This is a genomic window from Bacillus sp. FSL R12-0074 (genome assembly GCF_038005725.1).
GTDB classification, from domain to species: domain Bacteria; phylum Bacillota; class Bacilli; order Bacillales; family Bacillaceae_G; genus Bacillus_A; species Bacillus_A mycoides.
Genome location: NZ_JBBOTR010000001.1, coordinates 4,824,771 through 4,839,018, shown reverse-complemented (window position 1 = coordinate 4,839,018; position 14,248 = coordinate 4,824,771). Strand labels below are relative to the sequence as shown.

At 36.5% G+C, this 14,248-nt stretch carries 18 protein-coding genes and 1 riboswitch; of the genes, 17 read left to right on the top strand and 1 reads right to left on the bottom strand.

Translation table 11 applies throughout. The features are described 5' to 3' along the window. Positions 1–128: 128 nt before the first annotated feature. The 7 genes from NSS97_RS25330 to NSS97_RS25300 all read left to right on the top strand — a co-directional run bounded on the left by NSS97_RS25330 (position 129) and on the right by NSS97_RS25300 (position 6,263). Positions 129–1,913 (top strand): acyl-CoA dehydrogenase family protein, encoded by a 1,785-nt coding sequence (locus NSS97_RS25330; RefSeq protein ID WP_002089410.1) that lies wholly within the window; start codon positions 129–131, stop codon positions 1,911–1,913. A gap of 140 nt (positions 1,914–2,053) precedes the next feature. Beyond that, entirely contained in the window at positions 2,054–2,776 is a 723-nt protein-coding gene (locus NSS97_RS25325; RefSeq protein ID WP_044439224.1) for an MBL fold metallo-hydrolase, read from the top strand. 3 nt (positions 2,777–2,779) lie between these two features. Beyond that, complete coding sequence (locus tag NSS97_RS25320) at positions 2,780–3,337, top strand: WHG domain-containing protein (RefSeq protein ID WP_107887263.1); 558 nt, start codon at positions 2,780–2,782, stop codon at positions 3,335–3,337. A 244-nt stretch (positions 3,338–3,581) separates the two neighbouring features. Next, the gene (locus NSS97_RS25315; protein ID WP_002112687.1) at positions 3,582–3,767 is read left to right on the top strand and encodes a hypothetical protein; all 186 of its coding nucleotides are present in this window, start codon (positions 3,582–3,584) and stop codon (positions 3,765–3,767) included. A gap of 13 nt (positions 3,768–3,780) precedes the next feature. Further along, positions 3,781–4,029: a spore coat protein gene (locus tag NSS97_RS25310; RefSeq protein WP_002015950.1), complete on the top strand. Its 249-nt coding sequence runs from the start codon at positions 3,781–3,783 to the stop codon at positions 4,027–4,029. A gap of 247 nt (positions 4,030–4,276) precedes the next feature. Then, on the top strand, positions 4,277–5,227 hold the full coding sequence (locus tag NSS97_RS25305) for an L-lactate dehydrogenase (protein ID WP_002034621.1): 951 nt from the start codon (positions 4,277–4,279) through the stop codon (positions 5,225–5,227). 22 nt (positions 5,228–5,249) lie between these two features. Continuing rightward, positions 5,250–6,263 (top strand): PTS transporter subunit IIC, encoded by a 1,014-nt coding sequence (locus NSS97_RS25300; protein WP_002089394.1) that lies wholly within the window; start codon positions 5,250–5,252, stop codon positions 6,261–6,263. 53 nt (positions 6,264–6,316) lie between these two features. On the opposite strand, the gene NSS97_RS25295 is transcribed toward NSS97_RS25300, so the two are convergent. Beyond that, complete coding sequence (locus NSS97_RS25295) at positions 6,317–6,964, bottom strand: phosphatase PAP2 family protein (protein ID WP_002192356.1); 648 nt, start codon at positions 6,962–6,964, stop codon at positions 6,317–6,319. 144 nt (positions 6,965–7,108) lie between these two features. On the opposite strand from NSS97_RS25295, the gene NSS97_RS25290 reads away from it, so the two are divergent. From NSS97_RS25290 to metQ (NSS97_RS25245), 10 genes are all read left to right on the top strand, one after another. Beyond that, a complete protein-coding gene (locus NSS97_RS25290) occupies positions 7,109–7,636 on the top strand; it encodes a hypothetical protein (protein ID WP_044439217.1) in 528 nt (175 codons plus the stop codon). Positions 7,637–8,056: 420 nt separating this feature from the next. Then, positions 8,057–8,422, top strand: a complete 366-nt coding sequence (locus NSS97_RS25285; protein ID WP_002129756.1) for an arsenate reductase family protein — start codon at positions 8,057–8,059, stop codon at positions 8,420–8,422. Between the two features lie 41 nt (positions 8,423–8,463). Then, positions 8,464–8,847: a glycine cleavage system protein GcvH gene (gcvH, locus tag NSS97_RS25280; protein ID WP_000026895.1), complete on the top strand. Its 384-nt coding sequence runs from the start codon at positions 8,464–8,466 to the stop codon at positions 8,845–8,847. 372 nt (positions 8,848–9,219) lie between these two features. Continuing rightward, positions 9,220–9,564, top strand: coding sequence for a toprim domain-containing protein (locus NSS97_RS25275; protein WP_000640865.1), 345 nt, complete (start codon positions 9,220–9,222; stop codon positions 9,562–9,564). A gap of 3 nt (positions 9,565–9,567) precedes the next feature. Further along, complete coding sequence (locus tag NSS97_RS25270; RefSeq protein WP_107887265.1) at positions 9,568–9,876, top strand: thioredoxin family protein; 309 nt, start codon at positions 9,568–9,570, stop codon at positions 9,874–9,876. A gap of 152 nt (positions 9,877–10,028) precedes the next feature. Continuing rightward, positions 10,029–10,373: a hypothetical protein gene (locus NSS97_RS25265; protein WP_002015939.1), complete on the top strand. Its 345-nt coding sequence runs from the start codon at positions 10,029–10,031 to the stop codon at positions 10,371–10,373. A 125-nt stretch (positions 10,374–10,498) separates the two neighbouring features. Further along, positions 10,499–10,606, top strand: a riboswitch (SAM riboswitch). A gap of 179 nt (positions 10,607–10,785) precedes the next feature. Next, entirely contained in the window at positions 10,786–11,811 is a 1,026-nt protein-coding gene (locus NSS97_RS25260) for a methionine ABC transporter ATP-binding protein (RefSeq protein WP_002015938.1), read from the top strand. Beyond that, positions 11,804–12,469, top strand: coding sequence for a methionine ABC transporter permease (locus NSS97_RS25255; RefSeq protein WP_002129754.1), 666 nt, complete (start codon positions 11,804–11,806; stop codon positions 12,467–12,469). The genes NSS97_RS25260 and NSS97_RS25255 overlap by 8 nt, the downstream gene beginning before the upstream one ends. Positions 12,470–12,491: 22 nt before the next feature. Further along, on the top strand, positions 12,492–13,304 hold the full coding sequence (gene metQ, locus NSS97_RS25250) for a methionine ABC transporter substrate-binding lipoprotein MetQ (protein ID WP_044439212.1): 813 nt from the start codon (positions 12,492–12,494) through the stop codon (positions 13,302–13,304). 71 nt (positions 13,305–13,375) lie between these two features. Continuing rightward, positions 13,376–14,182 carry a methionine ABC transporter substrate-binding lipoprotein MetQ gene (gene metQ, locus NSS97_RS25245; protein ID WP_016121003.1) on the top strand — a complete coding sequence of 269 codons (807 nt, stop codon included), beginning with the start codon at positions 13,376–13,378 and terminating at the stop codon, positions 14,180–14,182. Positions 14,183–14,248: the final 66 nt, after the last annotated feature.

The window sequence follows — 14,248 nt, the reverse complement described above, 5'->3', positions numbered from 1 at the left end:
CGGCTCGCTCAGAACAAGAGGGCGCTAAAGCAAAGAATGGAAGCAACAAAGGTTTATAAAAAAAATGAGAGCCAGCTTCTTTCAAAATGAGAGAAGCGGCTTATGAAAATATGAAGGAGGAAATTTTTATGGAAAAAACAGTAGGAAATGCGGTTAAAGGCGGTAGCTTTTTAGTAGAGGAGATTACGATTGATCAAGTGTTTACGCCAGAAGATTTTTCATCTGAGCATAAAATGATTGCAAAAACGACAGAGGACTTTATCGTAAATGAAGTTCTTCCGGAGCTTGAATATTTAGAGCAACACGAATTTGATCGTTCTGTGCGTCTTTTAAAAGAAGCTGGTGAACTTGGTTTACTAGGCGCTGACGTACCAGAAGAGTACGGCGGAATTGGTCTTGATAAAGTAAGCTCAGCGTTAATCGCAGAGAAATTCTCGCGCGCTGGTGGTTTTGCAATCACTCACGGTGCTCACGTTGGTATCGGATCTTTACCAATCGTATTATTCGGTAACGAAGAGCAAAAGAAAAAATATTTACCACTACTTGCAACTGGTGAAAAATTAGCTGCATACGCATTAACTGAGCCAGGTTCAGGATCTGACGCATTAGGTGCAAAAACAACTGCACGTTTAAATGCAGAAGGTACGCATTACGTATTAAATGGTGAAAAACAATGGATTACAAACTCTGCATTCGCTGACGTATTTATCGTATACGCAAAAATAGACGGTGAGCACTTCTCAGCATTTATCGTAGAGAAAGACTACGCTGGTGTATCTACAAGCCCTGAAGAGAAGAAAATGGGTATTAAATGTTCTTCAACTCGTACGTTAATTTTAGAAGATGCGTTAGTACCGAAAGAAAACCTACTTGGTGAAATCGGTAAAGGCCATATTATTGCGTTCAACATTTTAAATATCGGTCGTTATAAATTAGGTGTTGGTACAGTTGGATCTGCGAAACGTGCAGTAGAAATTTCAGCACAATATGCAAATCAACGTCAACAATTCAAACAACCAATCGCTCGCTTCCCATTAATTCAAGAGAAACTTGCGAATATGGCAGCGAAAACATATGCAGCTGAAAGCTCTGTATATCGTACAGTAGGTTTATTCGAAAGCCGCATGAGCACATTATCTGAAGAAGAAGTAAAAGACGGTAAAGCAGTAGCAGCTTCTATCGCTGAATATGCAATCGAGTGCTCTTTAAATAAAGTATTCGGTTCTGAAGTGTTAGATTATACAGTAGATGAAGGTGTTCAAATTCACGGTGGTTACGGATTTATGGCAGAGTACGAGATTGAAAGAATGTACCGCGATTCTCGTATTAACCGTATTTTCGAAGGAACGAACGAAATTAACCGCCTAATCGTACCAGGTACGTTCTTACGTAAAGCGATGAAAGGTGAATTACCATTACTACAAAAAGCACAAAAATTACAAGAAGAGTTAATGATGATGATGCCAGAAGAAGTAGGCGATGAGCCATTAGCACTTCAAAAATATTTAGTAAAGAACGCGAAGAAAATCGGTTTAATGGTAGCTGGATTAGCAGCTCAAAAATACGGTAAAGCATTAGATAAAGAGCAAGAAATTCTTGTGAATATCGCTGACATCGTAAGCAATCTTTACGCAATGGAATCAGCTCTTCTTCGTACAGAAAAAGCAATTAAAACAACTGGTCTTGAAAAGAATAAACAAAAAGTGTTATACACTGAAGTATTCTGCCAAGAAGCATTCAACGAAATCGAAGCAGATGCGAAAGAAACACTTATCGCAGTTGAAAATGGCGACATGCTGCGCATGATGTTATCGTCATTACGTAAATTAACTCGCCACACACCACTTAACGTAATTCCGAAGAAACGTGAAATCGCTGCGAAAATTTTAGAAGATGAGCGTTACACAGTTTAATAGCTGTAAAGAAAAGTAGTCGTATAAACGGCTACTTTTCTTTTTTTTTTGTAAAAATGAAATTTTTAGTGACACAAAACTAATACCATTAGTATAATAAAACTAATGGTATTAGTTTTCGTGAAAAGGGAGATGGAAATATGAGAATGATGCATGAAAAAACGGTATATCAATTGTCATTTTTGCCAAGAGTGTTTCCTGTGAATTGTTACTTTGTGGAGGAAGAAGATGGTTTAACTTTAATTGATGCGGCTTTGCCATATAGTACAAAAGGTATTTTACAGGCGGCTGAGAAAATAGGGAAGCCAATTACTAAGATTGTATTAACACATGCGCATGATGATCACATCGGTGCATTAGACGCGTTAAAGGAAGTACTTCCTAATGTTCCAGTCTATATTTCTAAGCGGGACGCAAAGCTGTTAGAAGGAGATACGACGTTACAAAAGGATGAACCGAATATACCGATAAAAGGCGGTGTACCTAAAAAAGTAAAAACGGTACCTGATGTTTTATTGGAAGATGGCGACCGAGTTGGATCCCTTCTTGCGATTATGACACCGGGACATACGCCAGGCTCCATGTCATTTCTTGATGTACGAAATAAAGCTCTTATTGTCGGGGATGCATTCCAAACAAGAGGAGGTATGGCTGTTTCGGGACAAATGAAATTTTGGTTTCCGTTTCCTGCGATGGCAACGTGGAGCAAAGAAATATCATTACAAAGTGCAGAGAAGTTAAGTGAATATGAGCCTTCCTTGCTTGCGGCAGGACATGGGAAAATGATAAAGAATCCGGGCACTGTCATAAAACTTGCTATTAAGGAAGCTAAGCGGAATATAGAAGGTAGGAAAGAGGGATAATTTATGTCACCGAGAATCGGACTTACATTACAGAAAATTGTAGAAACAGCGGCAGAAATTGCAGATACAAATGGAATACAAGAAGTAACGTTAGCTTCATTAGCGAAAAGATTAGGGGTACGTTCACCCTCGCTATACAATCATGTGAACGGTTTACAAGATGTACGGAAAAATCTTGGTATGTACGGAATAAAACAGCTGCATAACAGACTGGAAGAAGCTGCTGAGGGTAAATGTATGGACGAAGCAATTCATGCTTTAGGAGAAGCGTATGTCGCATTCGTACGCAAACATCCTGGATTATATGAAGCAACTTTTTTACGAGAGGAAGAAGTAAGAAAAGCAGGTGACGGAATTGTAAAGCTTTGTCTTCAGGTTTTACAACAGTATGGCTTAGAGGGAGAGAATGCACTTCATGCGACACGTGGATTCAGAAGTATTTGTCATGGATTTGCGTCGATTGAACAGCAAGGTGGATTTGGTTTGCCACTAGATTTAGATAAAAGTTTACATGTATTATTGGAAACGTTTATTCAAGGATTACATGTAATGAGGGGTTGAATAGGAAGCAAAAAAACGTGAATTTGTTACTGATCATGCTTTTTGTATAGTAGGCTGCGGTTTGCTGGAGGCAAAATTACAAGTGGTAGTTGTGTTCTTAATTCTTTCGTTAATTATAGGTGTTGCAGCTTGAGTATGAATAAGAGGAAACCTTAGAAGCGATTCTAAGGTTTTTTTAGTGCATATAATCCTAAAAGAAATAAATACTAAATCGTGAATGAACAAAGAAAGGTAGGAGTATTCTATGCAAAACTTAACAGAGCTTGAAGTAGAAAATTTACGTCATTTAATTGGTGGACATGCGACGATTATTAACAAATTGGACCAGTATGCACAGGCTTGTACAGATCCAGAGTTGAAACAAATGCTACAAAAGGATGCGCAAGATGCACGAAATACGAAACAGCAGTTAATGACTTTTTTAGGATAGGGGGAAAAGAGAAATGAATGAAAAAGATATGGTAAATGATTATTTAGCAGGGTTAAACTCAAGTTTAACAAGTTATGCAAATTATATTTCTCAGTCTGATAATGAACAGTTACATCAAACGTTAATTCAAATTCGTAATCAAGATGAGATGCGTCAACGTAATATGTATGAATATGCAAAGCAAAAGAGTTATTACAAACCGGCAGCGCCTGCTAATCCAATGATTGTACAGCAATTGAAAAGTCAATTAAGTGCGGAATAGTGTGATGAAAAAAACGAGCGAATGGATTCGCTCGTTTTTTTGTTTGGTATATGTCAATAAATACATAATAAATATTTTTTCAGTTGTAACAAATATGACGAAAATTAAATATAACAATTCACAAAAAGGACAAAAACTTTGCTCAATATTTCACAAAGTATCCATGGTTTCTATCGTGAGAACCTCTATAATTAGGGGTGTAAAGAACGAAAGAAATAGACTACATAATCAATTAGGAGAGATTGCTATGAATAGAAACACAAGAAAAATTGCAATTATCGGTACTGGATTAGTTGGATCAAGCTGTGCGTATTCCATTGTAAACCAAGGGATTTGCGAAGAGCTATTGTTAATTGATATAAATCATGAACGTGCAGTTGGAGAAGCGATGGACTTATCGCACTGCATTAACTTTACAAATACAAGAACAAAAGTATATGCAGGAAGTTATGAAGACTGCAAAGATATGGACATTGTCATTATTACAGCAGGACCAGCGCCGAAGCCTGGACAAAGTCGTTTAGACACTTTAGGAGCCAGCGCTAAGATTATGGAGGGTGTTGTTGGTGGCGTAATGGAAAGTGGATTTGATGGCATTTTCTTACTCGCATCGAACCCAGTTGACATTATTACATATCAAGTGTGGAAGCTATCTGGATTACCTAGAAATCGTGTGATTGGTACAGGTACATCACTAGATTCTTCTCGCTTAAGAACAATTTTATCTGAAATGTTACATGTAGACCCTCGTAGTATTCATGGGTATTCATTAGGAGAACATGGTGATTCTCAAATGGTTGCTTGGTCTCACGTAACTGTTGGTGGAAAGCCGATTTTACAAATTTTAGAAGAGAAAAAAGACCAATTTGGTGAAATAGATTTAGATGAAATTGTTGAGAAGACTGCAAAAGCTGGATGGGAAATTTATAAGCGTAAAGGAACTACTTATTACGGAATCGGAAATTCTTTAGCTTATATTGCTCGCTCAATTTTCAATGATGATCACCGTGTTATCGCTGTTTCAGCCATTTTAGATGGTGAATATGGCGAATACGATATTTGTACAGGAGTACCAGCAATTATTACTAGAGACGGTGTAAGAGAAGTGGTAGAACTAAACTTATCAGAAGATGAAGAAAGTCGCTTTGCAAAATCAAACGATGTTTTACGCGATTATATGAAAACAATTGGTTACTAAATTATAGGAGAAGGTGAAACAAATGAAGGAATATATAATGTCTCGTGTGTTTAAAGCTTCTGCCGGAATCGCACAGGGTATTTTCGTATCCCTTGGAATTGGTTTACTGATCGAAAATATAGGAAGAATTGTTGATATCCCATTACTTATTACAATCGGAGTTGTTGCAAAATCACTTATGGCACCAGCAATTGGAGCCGGAATTGCTTTTATGCTTGGTGCAAACGGACTCGTAATTTTCTCAGCGATGGTAGCTGGAGCAATTGGAGCTGGTTCAATTTCAATTACTGAAGCTGGTCTTATCATTAAAACAGGTGAACCAATCGGTGCATTATTAACAGCGACTTTAGCAGTTTATATTGGTAAACGATTAAGTGGAAAAACTGCTTTAGATATGATGCTCGTTCCATTTGCAGCAATATTAGGTTCTGGTTTAGTCGGTATTTGGTTAGCTCAAAATATTAGCCCAGTTTTAAATACAGTTGGAGCATTCATTAAAGATAGTTCAGCTGGTAGCCCGTTTATCGCTTCTATCGTGATTGCTGTAGTTTGGGGATTGTTACTTATCTCTCCAGCTTCATCAGCTGCGTTAGCGATAGCGCTTAGCTTAGATGGTGTTGCAGGCGGTGCAGCACTTGCAGGATGTGTTGCTCAATTTATCGGATTCTCTGTTATTTCAGCGAAAGAAAATAATTTAGGTGGCATATTAGCCCAGGCACTTTGTACTCCAAAAGTGCAGTTACCGAACATTACTAAAAATCCAATGATTCTCGTCCCAACTGTCGTCGCCAGTGCAATAGTTGGCCCAGTATCGGCACTAATTTTCCAACTGGAAGCAGGAAAAGAAATTGCAGGTCTTGGATTAAGCTCTCTTATCGCACCAATTAATTTAATTTCCAGCCAAGGGTGGGAAGTTGTCCCAGCGATGGTAATCACTTATATCATCATTCCAGTAGCTGTTTCTTATATACTTTACATTGCTCTTAAAAAAGCAGGTCGTATTCATTCTGGTGACATGACTGTACCACAATCTTAATTTGAAAATCTCCTTAATATAGAGAAAAGCAGACTGAAGCCACAGTCTGCTTTTTACATTTTTTGATTTTGTTTTACTGGAACACGTACGGTTTCTTTTGCTAATAACAACTGAACGCCGAAGTAAAGTACGCTTGCAAGCGTCATTCCAGAAATGGCGTCTACAAATGCATGCTGCTTCGTAAATAATGTTGATAAAATAATAAGCGTACCGAAGAAAGTAAGGATGTAATATTCCAAAGTATGCTGTTCTCTACGCTTAAAGGCAGCTAACATAATTACAAATGTCGTAAGGACATGAATGCTTGGGAAACAGTTTACTGGTTGATCAATACTATAAATATAGCGGACTAGTTCGGAAAATACATCTGTTCCAACGACGGTTGGGCGTGGTACAGTTGTCTGCCAAAAAAAGTAAATCGAAAAACAAGCAAGTTTTCCAAGAATTACACTACTTAAAGTGACATAATATTGCTTTCGATCAGCAAAACAGTAATAAATAAGTGCACCGTATAAGTATGGAAACCAAAGTAAGTAAGGAATAATAAATGCTTTCACAAATGGAATCCAATCATCTACTACAGTTGTGACATCTACTGCGTGAACAGTAGATTTATTTAATACATCGTAAAGGGGACTTACGAGTACGAGTAGAAGTATATAACTTAACGGAAGAAGAGATGAAAGTTTAAATTTCTTCATGATAATCTCCTATGTTTTAGTAATGTAAATAAATTCAATTGATTATAATATAGAAAATCCAATTGGGCTATCGATTTTACTTACATTTTCTTGAATTCACCTTACATTTTTGTCACTTGACTTAAAAGAGGGGGAGGGTGCTATATGAAGCGTTCATTTTATTTCTTAGTTTTTATATTGTTATGCCTAGTGAGTACTGGGTGTGCAAAGGATAAAGAAGGAGAGAAATTAGAATACAACGGGAGAGCACTCGTAATTGGAGTTGTTGGTGAAAAGCCGAAAGATACGTTTAGAAATATAAAGTTTGAAAACGTTAAGTTAGAGGAGATGCAGGAGAAATCAGCAAAGGTTGATGGTTTTCTCGTCATGAAAGAATATTTTCAAGAAGCATCAAAGGAACAGTATACGGACTTATTTTTATCATTAAAGAAACCAGTATTTTTTATCGGTTTAAAGGATAGACCATATTTGATTTTTACTGAAAAAGATTTAGATTATGACAATGCGCCAAGAGATAGAGCGATGATGTATACGCAAGGGTTTGTAAACATGGGAAGCCCTGAAGGACAGTATTGGGGTATGGGGTTATATAATGATACTGTTTCCGATCAAAATATTCATAATATGTATATCATAGTATTTCAAACAATTTCGGACTATTTAAGTCGATGATGAAGGAGCCTGTAAAAGGGCTCTTTTTATTTTTAAATAAACGTTTGTTTAAGAGGTATGTTCGGTAGGGAAAAACCTATGTATTCCAAAGGTTGAGGTAGAAAAACATGAAATTAATCAAACGTTTGTTTAAGGTATATGTTCGGTATAAAAGAATCTACGTATTCCGAAGGCTGAGGTAGAAAAATATGAAATTAATCAAACGTTTGTTTAAGATATATGTTCGGCGTGGGATGAGAAAAAATTTTAAAAAAATTATATATTTATTTTTTCTTAATAAATGGCGGAAAAATAAGAAAAATTAGCAGGATTATTAAAAATTATCACGAAATAAGTAAAAGTTTAGCGAATAATCGTTTGAAATAATAAAATGTTTTCTATATGATAAAGGTAAAGGTTAGTAAAAAAGTAGGTGAATTTATGACAGTAACATTTTATTCATATCCAAAATGTGGCACATGTCAAAAAGCAAAGAAATGGTTTGAGGCAAACGATGTAGCATATGAGATGATTCATATTGTTGAAAATCCACCGTCAAAAGAAGATTTACGTAATTTACATGAGAAAAGTGAATTACCATTAAAAAAATTCTTTAATACAAGTGGAATGCGTTACCGCGAACTTGGTTTAAAAGATAAGTTAAAGGATGCAAGCGAAGACGAAATGTATGAGCTTTTAGCATCTGATGGCATGTTAATTAAACGTCCAATTGTAACAGATGGAACGAGTGTAACACTTGGTTTTAACGAAGAGCAGTTTGAAAGTGTGTGGAAAAAGTACCAATAAGGTATTTTTACATAATTAATACATTCACTGGAGGTACAGTCATGAGCATTCCAAATAATTTACGTTACTCTGAAGAACACGAATGGGTAAAAACAGAAGGTAATGCGGTTGTTATCGGTATTACTCATTTTGCGCAAGGTGAGTTAGGCGATATCGTATTCGTTGAACTTCCTGAAGTAGGTGCAACAATCCAAGCTGACGAGCCATTCGGAAGCGTAGAATCTGTTAAAACAGTTTCTGAATTATACGCACCTGTAAGTGGTAAAGTTGTAGCAGTAAACGAAGAATTAAGTGACCAACCAGAACTAGTTAACGAATCTCCATACGAGGGTGCATGGATGGTTAAAGTTGAACTTTCTGATGCAAGCCAAGTTGAGAAGTTATTAACTGCAGAAAAATATGCAGAAATGACAAACCAAGACTAATTATAGTCGAAGAAAAAGGACAGCCTTTGTGCTGTCCTTTTTTATGTTGTGTACATAATGAATTTAAAAACATATATATTAATTATTATGTAGGAGAACGTTTTTGAAAAACTTTTTTCATGGAGGCTTCATGCTGAGCGAGCCGCTTGCGCTTTTCATTGTCTAGCTCCACCTCCTAGCCCTTCATGTCTAAGAACCTTCCGTACGAGAAGACAAAAAGCGTCTTCTGTACGAAAGAACCTTAGCCAACAGGGCTAAACAGTCGGTTCCGCTTTTCTTTTGCAAAAATAAACAGGAAACAACATGAAAATAACGAATATACTATATACTAAGTTAAAGGTTGTATAGTATATGGTGATCGGGTGATGACATATGATTTATGTGGAAAAAGTCATTATTGTAGAAGGTAAATCGGATAGAAGAAAGATTGAATCTATTATTCGTGAACCAGTGGAAATTGTTTGTACAAATGGTACAATTGGTTTGTCGAAAATGGATGAGCTCATTGATCAATTTTTTGATAAGGATGTATATGTGCTAGTAGATGCTGATGATGCAGGAGAAAAGTTAAGGAAACAATTCCGAAAAGAATTTCCACAAGCAGAGCATATTTATATTGATCGCTCGTATCGCGAGGTGGCGACTGCACCTTCTTCACATTTAGCAAATGTATTATGGGGAGCAGACATTGACGTTTATACAGAATATTTACGGTAAGGAATGATAGAAGTGATTGATTGGACAGGTGCCGAAGCTACAGCCCTAATAGGAAATGAAGAAAAAACAGTGTTATATGTGTATACACCAATGTGTGGAACATGCCAATTGGCAAAGAAGATGTTAACGGTCGTTGAGATGACGATTGAAGATTTGAAAATTGGAATGTTAGATTTAAATTATGCCCCGCATTTAGCGAAAAAGTATGGGATAGAAAGTGTACCGTGTTTACTTATTTTTGAAAATGGGACACTGATGAAGAAAATATATGCATTTCATTCGGTTGAATATTTATATACGGAATTAAAGTAGGCGGCAAAGTTTTTGCCGCCTCGACATATTTCTTGGGAAATATGTCGACATGCGTGATAGATACAGTATTTGTCGAGCGAAAATAACAGGATTGCCCTTTAATAAGAGGGAATGGTATGTAATAGAAAGTGATATGAGGGATGTGGTTTAGGATGAAATTATATTCTTTGCTTCAATCATTTGTAAATTACGCTAATGGTCAATATCATTTAGAACCGCTTTTAAGGCAAGGAGAAAGAACTGTTAATTTTCGTTTTGGAGATGAATGCTGTTCGTTACAAATTTCAAGAGATTATATAGAACTTTTGAAAGAGGCGAGAGGAACGGAACAAATCGTTTGTTTAGAGGAAGAGGATGTACAAAAATTAGTGACTGGAAATATGAGGTTGCAAAAGTTAATGAGTGATGGACGGGTACAATATTCTGGAACGTATCGAACGATGTTATTAGTTGAATCGATGTTTCATATATGTAAACCGATGTCAGTCGGAGCTTAAAATTCTGAAGTTTCTTTTTTTACGAAAATTTCTGTTGACAGCGCGTGTGGATATTGATACAATTCAATTCATAAAATATAGACAATTTCATAAATTTTAAATCAGACGAAAATTTAATCTGATTTCTCTTATTAAGAGAGGTGGAGGGACTGTGCCCTGTGAAGCCCGGCAACCGTCAACTTATGTTGAAATGGTGCCAATTCCTGCAAAGCAAATGCTTTGAGAGATGAGAGAGAGGGATAATGTTGTTATATACGCATAAAAACCTTTCTGCTTCTCTAGAAGCGGAAAGGTTTTTTGTCGTTTGAATGCGGAGGACATTCAAATAATAAGAGGAGCTATAACGATGGACTACACGCATGAAAAATAAAAAAATTGCAGAGTCTATCCAAACAAAAAAGGGGTGAACATCATGATCTTATTAGAAAATGTAAAGAAAATATATAAGGCAAAAAGCGGTGATGTCACTGCTGTAGATAACGCCAACTTAAAAGTAGATAAGGGTGAAATATTTGGTGTTATTGGATATAGTGGCGCTGGGAAAAGTTCGTTAATTAGATTGTTTAATCAGTTAGAGAAACCAACTTCTGGCCAAATTACAATTGCGAATCGTGTGATTTCAGCGATTACTGGAAATGAACTTCGTAAGGCAAGACAAGAAATTGGAATGATTTTTCAGCATTTCAACTTACTTTGGTCACGAACTGTGCGTGAAAATATCGCATTCCCACTTGAAATTGCAGGTGTCGATAAGGCGGAGAGAAGAAAACGTGTCGATGAGTTAATTCATCTTGTTGGATTAGAAGGAAGAGGAGACGCGTACCCATCTCAGCTAAGTGGTGGACAAAAGCAGCGCGTCGGGATTGCAAGAGCGTTAGCGAATAATCCACAAGTACTTTTATGTGATGAAGCAACGTCAGCTCTTGATCCGGAAACGACAGATCAAATTTTAGATTTATTGTTAGATATTAATAAGCGTCTCGGCTTAACAATTGTATTGATTACGCATGAGATGCACGTTATTCGCAAAATTTGTAATCGAGTTGCTGTAATGGAGAAAGGGAAAATCGTAGAAACGGGTCCAGTACTTGACGTATTCCGTAATCCACAGCAAGACATTACAAAACGATTTGTACAGCAGTTAACTGATTCTGAAGATACGAATGAAACGATTGAAAGTTTAATAGAAAAGTATCCAGATGGAAAAGTAATTCGTTTGCAGTTTGTCGGTGAAGCGGTAGAAAGACCGGTACTTCAAAGGTTAATGCAGCGCGGTGATATAGAAGTTAGCATTTTGCAAGGAAATATCGCGCAAACGAATAACGGATCTTACGGAAGTTTAGTCGTTCATTTAAATGGTGAAGAAACAGCGATCCAGCAAGCAATAGAAGGGATTCATCAAGATCAAGTAGAGCTGGAGGTGATTGCACATGGATAAGTTAATCGCAAATATTGATTGGAATCAAATGTTAGAAGCAACTGGTGAAACGTTATATATGACGGCAATCGCAGCGCTTGCCACATTTGTTTTAGGACTTATTTTAGGATTATTACTCTTTATGACAGCGAAAGATAATTTATGGGAAAATAAAGCGATTAATACGGTGATTGGAGCGTTCGTAAACATTTTCCGTTCTATACCGTTCATCATTTTAATTATTTTATTAATCCCGTTCACAAAGATTCTTCTTGGAACAATACTCGGAGCGAGTGCAGCGCTGCCAGCTTTAATTATTGGTGCAGCACCGTTTTACGCGAGAATGGTTGAAATCGCGCTTCGCGAGATTGATAAAGGTGTAATTGAAGCTTCAAAAGCGATGGGAGCAAAAACAAGCACAATTATTTTGAAGGTGTTAATTCCAGAATCGTTACCAGCGTTAGTATCTGGTATTACGGTTACGACTATTGCTTTAGTAGGCTATACAGCAATGGCAGGTGTTGTTGGTGCTGGTGGTCTTGGAACACTTGCTTACTTAGAGGGATTCCAGCGTGGAAATAACGATGTAACAATCGTTGCGACAATTTGTGTATTACTCGTTGTATTTTTAATTCAGTGGATTGGTGATAGTTTAACGACTCGAATAGATAAAAGATAATGAAAACAGGGGGATATTTCAAATGAAAAAATTATTACTTACAGCACTTATTTCAACTTCAATTTTTGGGTTAGCTGCTTGTGGCGGGAAAGATAAAGATGAAAAGAAACTTGTTGTTGGTGCTTCTAACGTACCGCACGCTGAAATTTTAGAAAAGGCAAAACCGTTACTTGAGAAAAAAGGAATTGAGTTAGAGATTAAAAAATTCCAAGACTACGTGTTACCGAATAAATCGTTAGCAGATAAAGAATTAGATGCAAACTACTTCCAGCACATTCCGTATTTAGAAAAAGAGATTAAAGATAAGAAATATGATTTTGAAATAGCAGGAAAAATTCATTTAGAACCGATTGGTGTGTATTCTCAAAAATATAAGAGCTTAAAAGAACTTCCAAACGGGGCGACAATTATTATGAGTAATTCTGTTACTGATCATGGTCGTGGTTTAGCAATTTTACAAAAAGAAGGCATTTTAAAAATTAAAGACGGAGTAGAGCCAGTTAAAGCAACTCCAAAAGATATTGCGGATAATCCGAAAAACTTAAAATTCAAAACAGATATCGAGCCGGGTCTATTGCCACAAGTGTATAACAATAAAGAAGGCGACGCTGTTCTAATTAATTCTAACTATGCGATTGATGCGAAATTAAACCCAGAAAAAGACGCGATTGCAATTGAAGGCGATGATTCTCCATACGCAAACGTAGTAGCTGTTCGTAAAGGCGATAAAGATAAAAAAGAGATTAAAGCTCTTATAGAAGTACTGCATTCTAAAGAAATTGAAGACTTTATTACTAAAGAATATAAAGGGGCAGTTGTTCCTGTAAAAGAATAATTGCGGAAAAAGGGCTGGTGTATGCCGGTCCTTTTTTTACTACATAACTATAGGGGAGAAGGGGACATCATATGAAAAAGATTCTATTGTCAGTTGTTACAGCATTATCTGTATTTACATTAGCCGCTTGCGGGGGGAAAGAGGAGAATAAGCTTGTTGTTGGAGCTTCTAACGTGCCGCACGCTGTTATTTTAGAGAAAGCACAGCCGATATTAGAGAAAAAGGGTATTAAATTAGAGATTAAAAAATTTCAGGACTATGTTCTGCCGAATAAAGCGTTAGCGGATAAAGAAATTGATGCGAACTACTTCCAGCACATTCCTTACTTAGATAAAGAAATTCAAGAAAAGGGATATAAAATTGTAAACGCAGGAAAAATCCATTTAGAGCCAATGGGCATTTATTCTAAGAAATATAAAAGTTTAAAAGAACTTCCAGATGGCGGAACAGTTATTATGAGTAATAACGTAGCGGAGCGTGGCCGTATGCTCGCATTGTTACAAAAAGGCGGCGCTATTAAATTAAAAGACGGTGTAGATGTTGTTAAAGCAACAGTAAAAGATGTTGTAGAAAATCCGAAAAATTTAAAGTTTAAAACAGATGTAGAACCTGGACTTTCACCGAAGCTGTACGAAAACAATGAAGGTGATGCTTTATTTATTAATTCAAACTACGCAATTGATGCGAAATTAAATCCAACAAAGGATGCAATTGCAATTGAAGGATCAGACTCTCCTTATGCAAATATTATCGCAGTTCGTAAAGGTGACGAGAAGAAAAAAGAAATTAAAGAGTTAGTAGACGTATTGCATTCAAAAGAAATTCAAGACTTTATCAATAAAGAATATAAAGGTGCTGTACTTCCAGTAAATGAATAGGTGCTGGGAAGGACTGGGAATCATCCAGTCCTTTTTTCTTTATATATATAAGAAGAAAGGTGTATC

Excerpts from the sequence above, each read along its gene's own strand:
- NSS97_RS25290 (WP_044439217.1), top strand. The coding sequence starts at position 7,109 with ATGAAGCGTTCATTTTATTTCTTAGTTTTTATATTGTTATGCCTAGTG.
- NSS97_RS25270 (WP_107887265.1), top strand. The coding sequence starts at position 9,568 with ATGATAGAAGTGATTGATTGGACAGGTGCCGAAGCTACAGCCCTAATA.
- NSS97_RS25325 (WP_044439224.1), top strand. The coding sequence starts at position 2,054 with ATGAGAATGATGCATGAAAAAACGGTATATCAATTGTCATTTTTGCCA.
- NSS97_RS25305 (WP_002034621.1), top strand. The coding sequence starts at position 4,277 with ATGAATAGAAACACAAGAAAAATTGCAATTATCGGTACTGGATTAGTT.
- NSS97_RS25315 (WP_002112687.1), top strand. The coding sequence starts at position 3,582 with ATGCAAAACTTAACAGAGCTTGAAGTAGAAAATTTACGTCATTTAATT.
- metQ (WP_044439212.1), top strand. The coding sequence starts at position 12,492 with ATGAAAAAATTATTACTTACAGCACTTATTTCAACTTCAATTTTTGGG.
- gcvH (WP_000026895.1), top strand. The coding sequence starts at position 8,464 with ATGAGCATTCCAAATAATTTACGTTACTCTGAAGAACACGAATGGGTA.
- metQ (WP_016121003.1), top strand. The coding sequence starts at position 13,376 with ATGAAAAAGATTCTATTGTCAGTTGTTACAGCATTATCTGTATTTACA.
- NSS97_RS25330 (WP_002089410.1), top strand. The coding sequence starts at position 129 with ATGGAAAAAACAGTAGGAAATGCGGTTAAAGGCGGTAGCTTTTTAGTA.
- NSS97_RS25300 (WP_002089394.1), top strand. The coding sequence starts at position 5,250 with ATGAAGGAATATATAATGTCTCGTGTGTTTAAAGCTTCTGCCGGAATC.
- NSS97_RS25320 (WP_107887263.1), top strand. The coding sequence starts at position 2,780 with ATGTCACCGAGAATCGGACTTACATTACAGAAAATTGTAGAAACAGCG.
- NSS97_RS25310 (WP_002015950.1), top strand. The coding sequence starts at position 3,781 with ATGAATGAAAAAGATATGGTAAATGATTATTTAGCAGGGTTAAACTCA.
- NSS97_RS25255 (WP_002129754.1), top strand. The coding sequence starts at position 11,804 with ATGGATAAGTTAATCGCAAATATTGATTGGAATCAAATGTTAGAAGCA.
- NSS97_RS25285 (WP_002129756.1), top strand. The coding sequence starts at position 8,057 with ATGACAGTAACATTTTATTCATATCCAAAATGTGGCACATGTCAAAAA.
- NSS97_RS25260 (WP_002015938.1), top strand. The coding sequence starts at position 10,786 with ATGATCTTATTAGAAAATGTAAAGAAAATATATAAGGCAAAAAGCGGT.
- NSS97_RS25295 (WP_002192356.1), bottom strand. The coding sequence starts at position 6,964 with ATGAAGAAATTTAAACTTTCATCTCTTCTTCCGTTAAGTTATATACTT.
- NSS97_RS25275 (WP_000640865.1), top strand. The coding sequence starts at position 9,220 with ATGATTTATGTGGAAAAAGTCATTATTGTAGAAGGTAAATCGGATAGA.
- NSS97_RS25265 (WP_002015939.1), top strand. The coding sequence starts at position 10,029 with ATGAAATTATATTCTTTGCTTCAATCATTTGTAAATTACGCTAATGGT.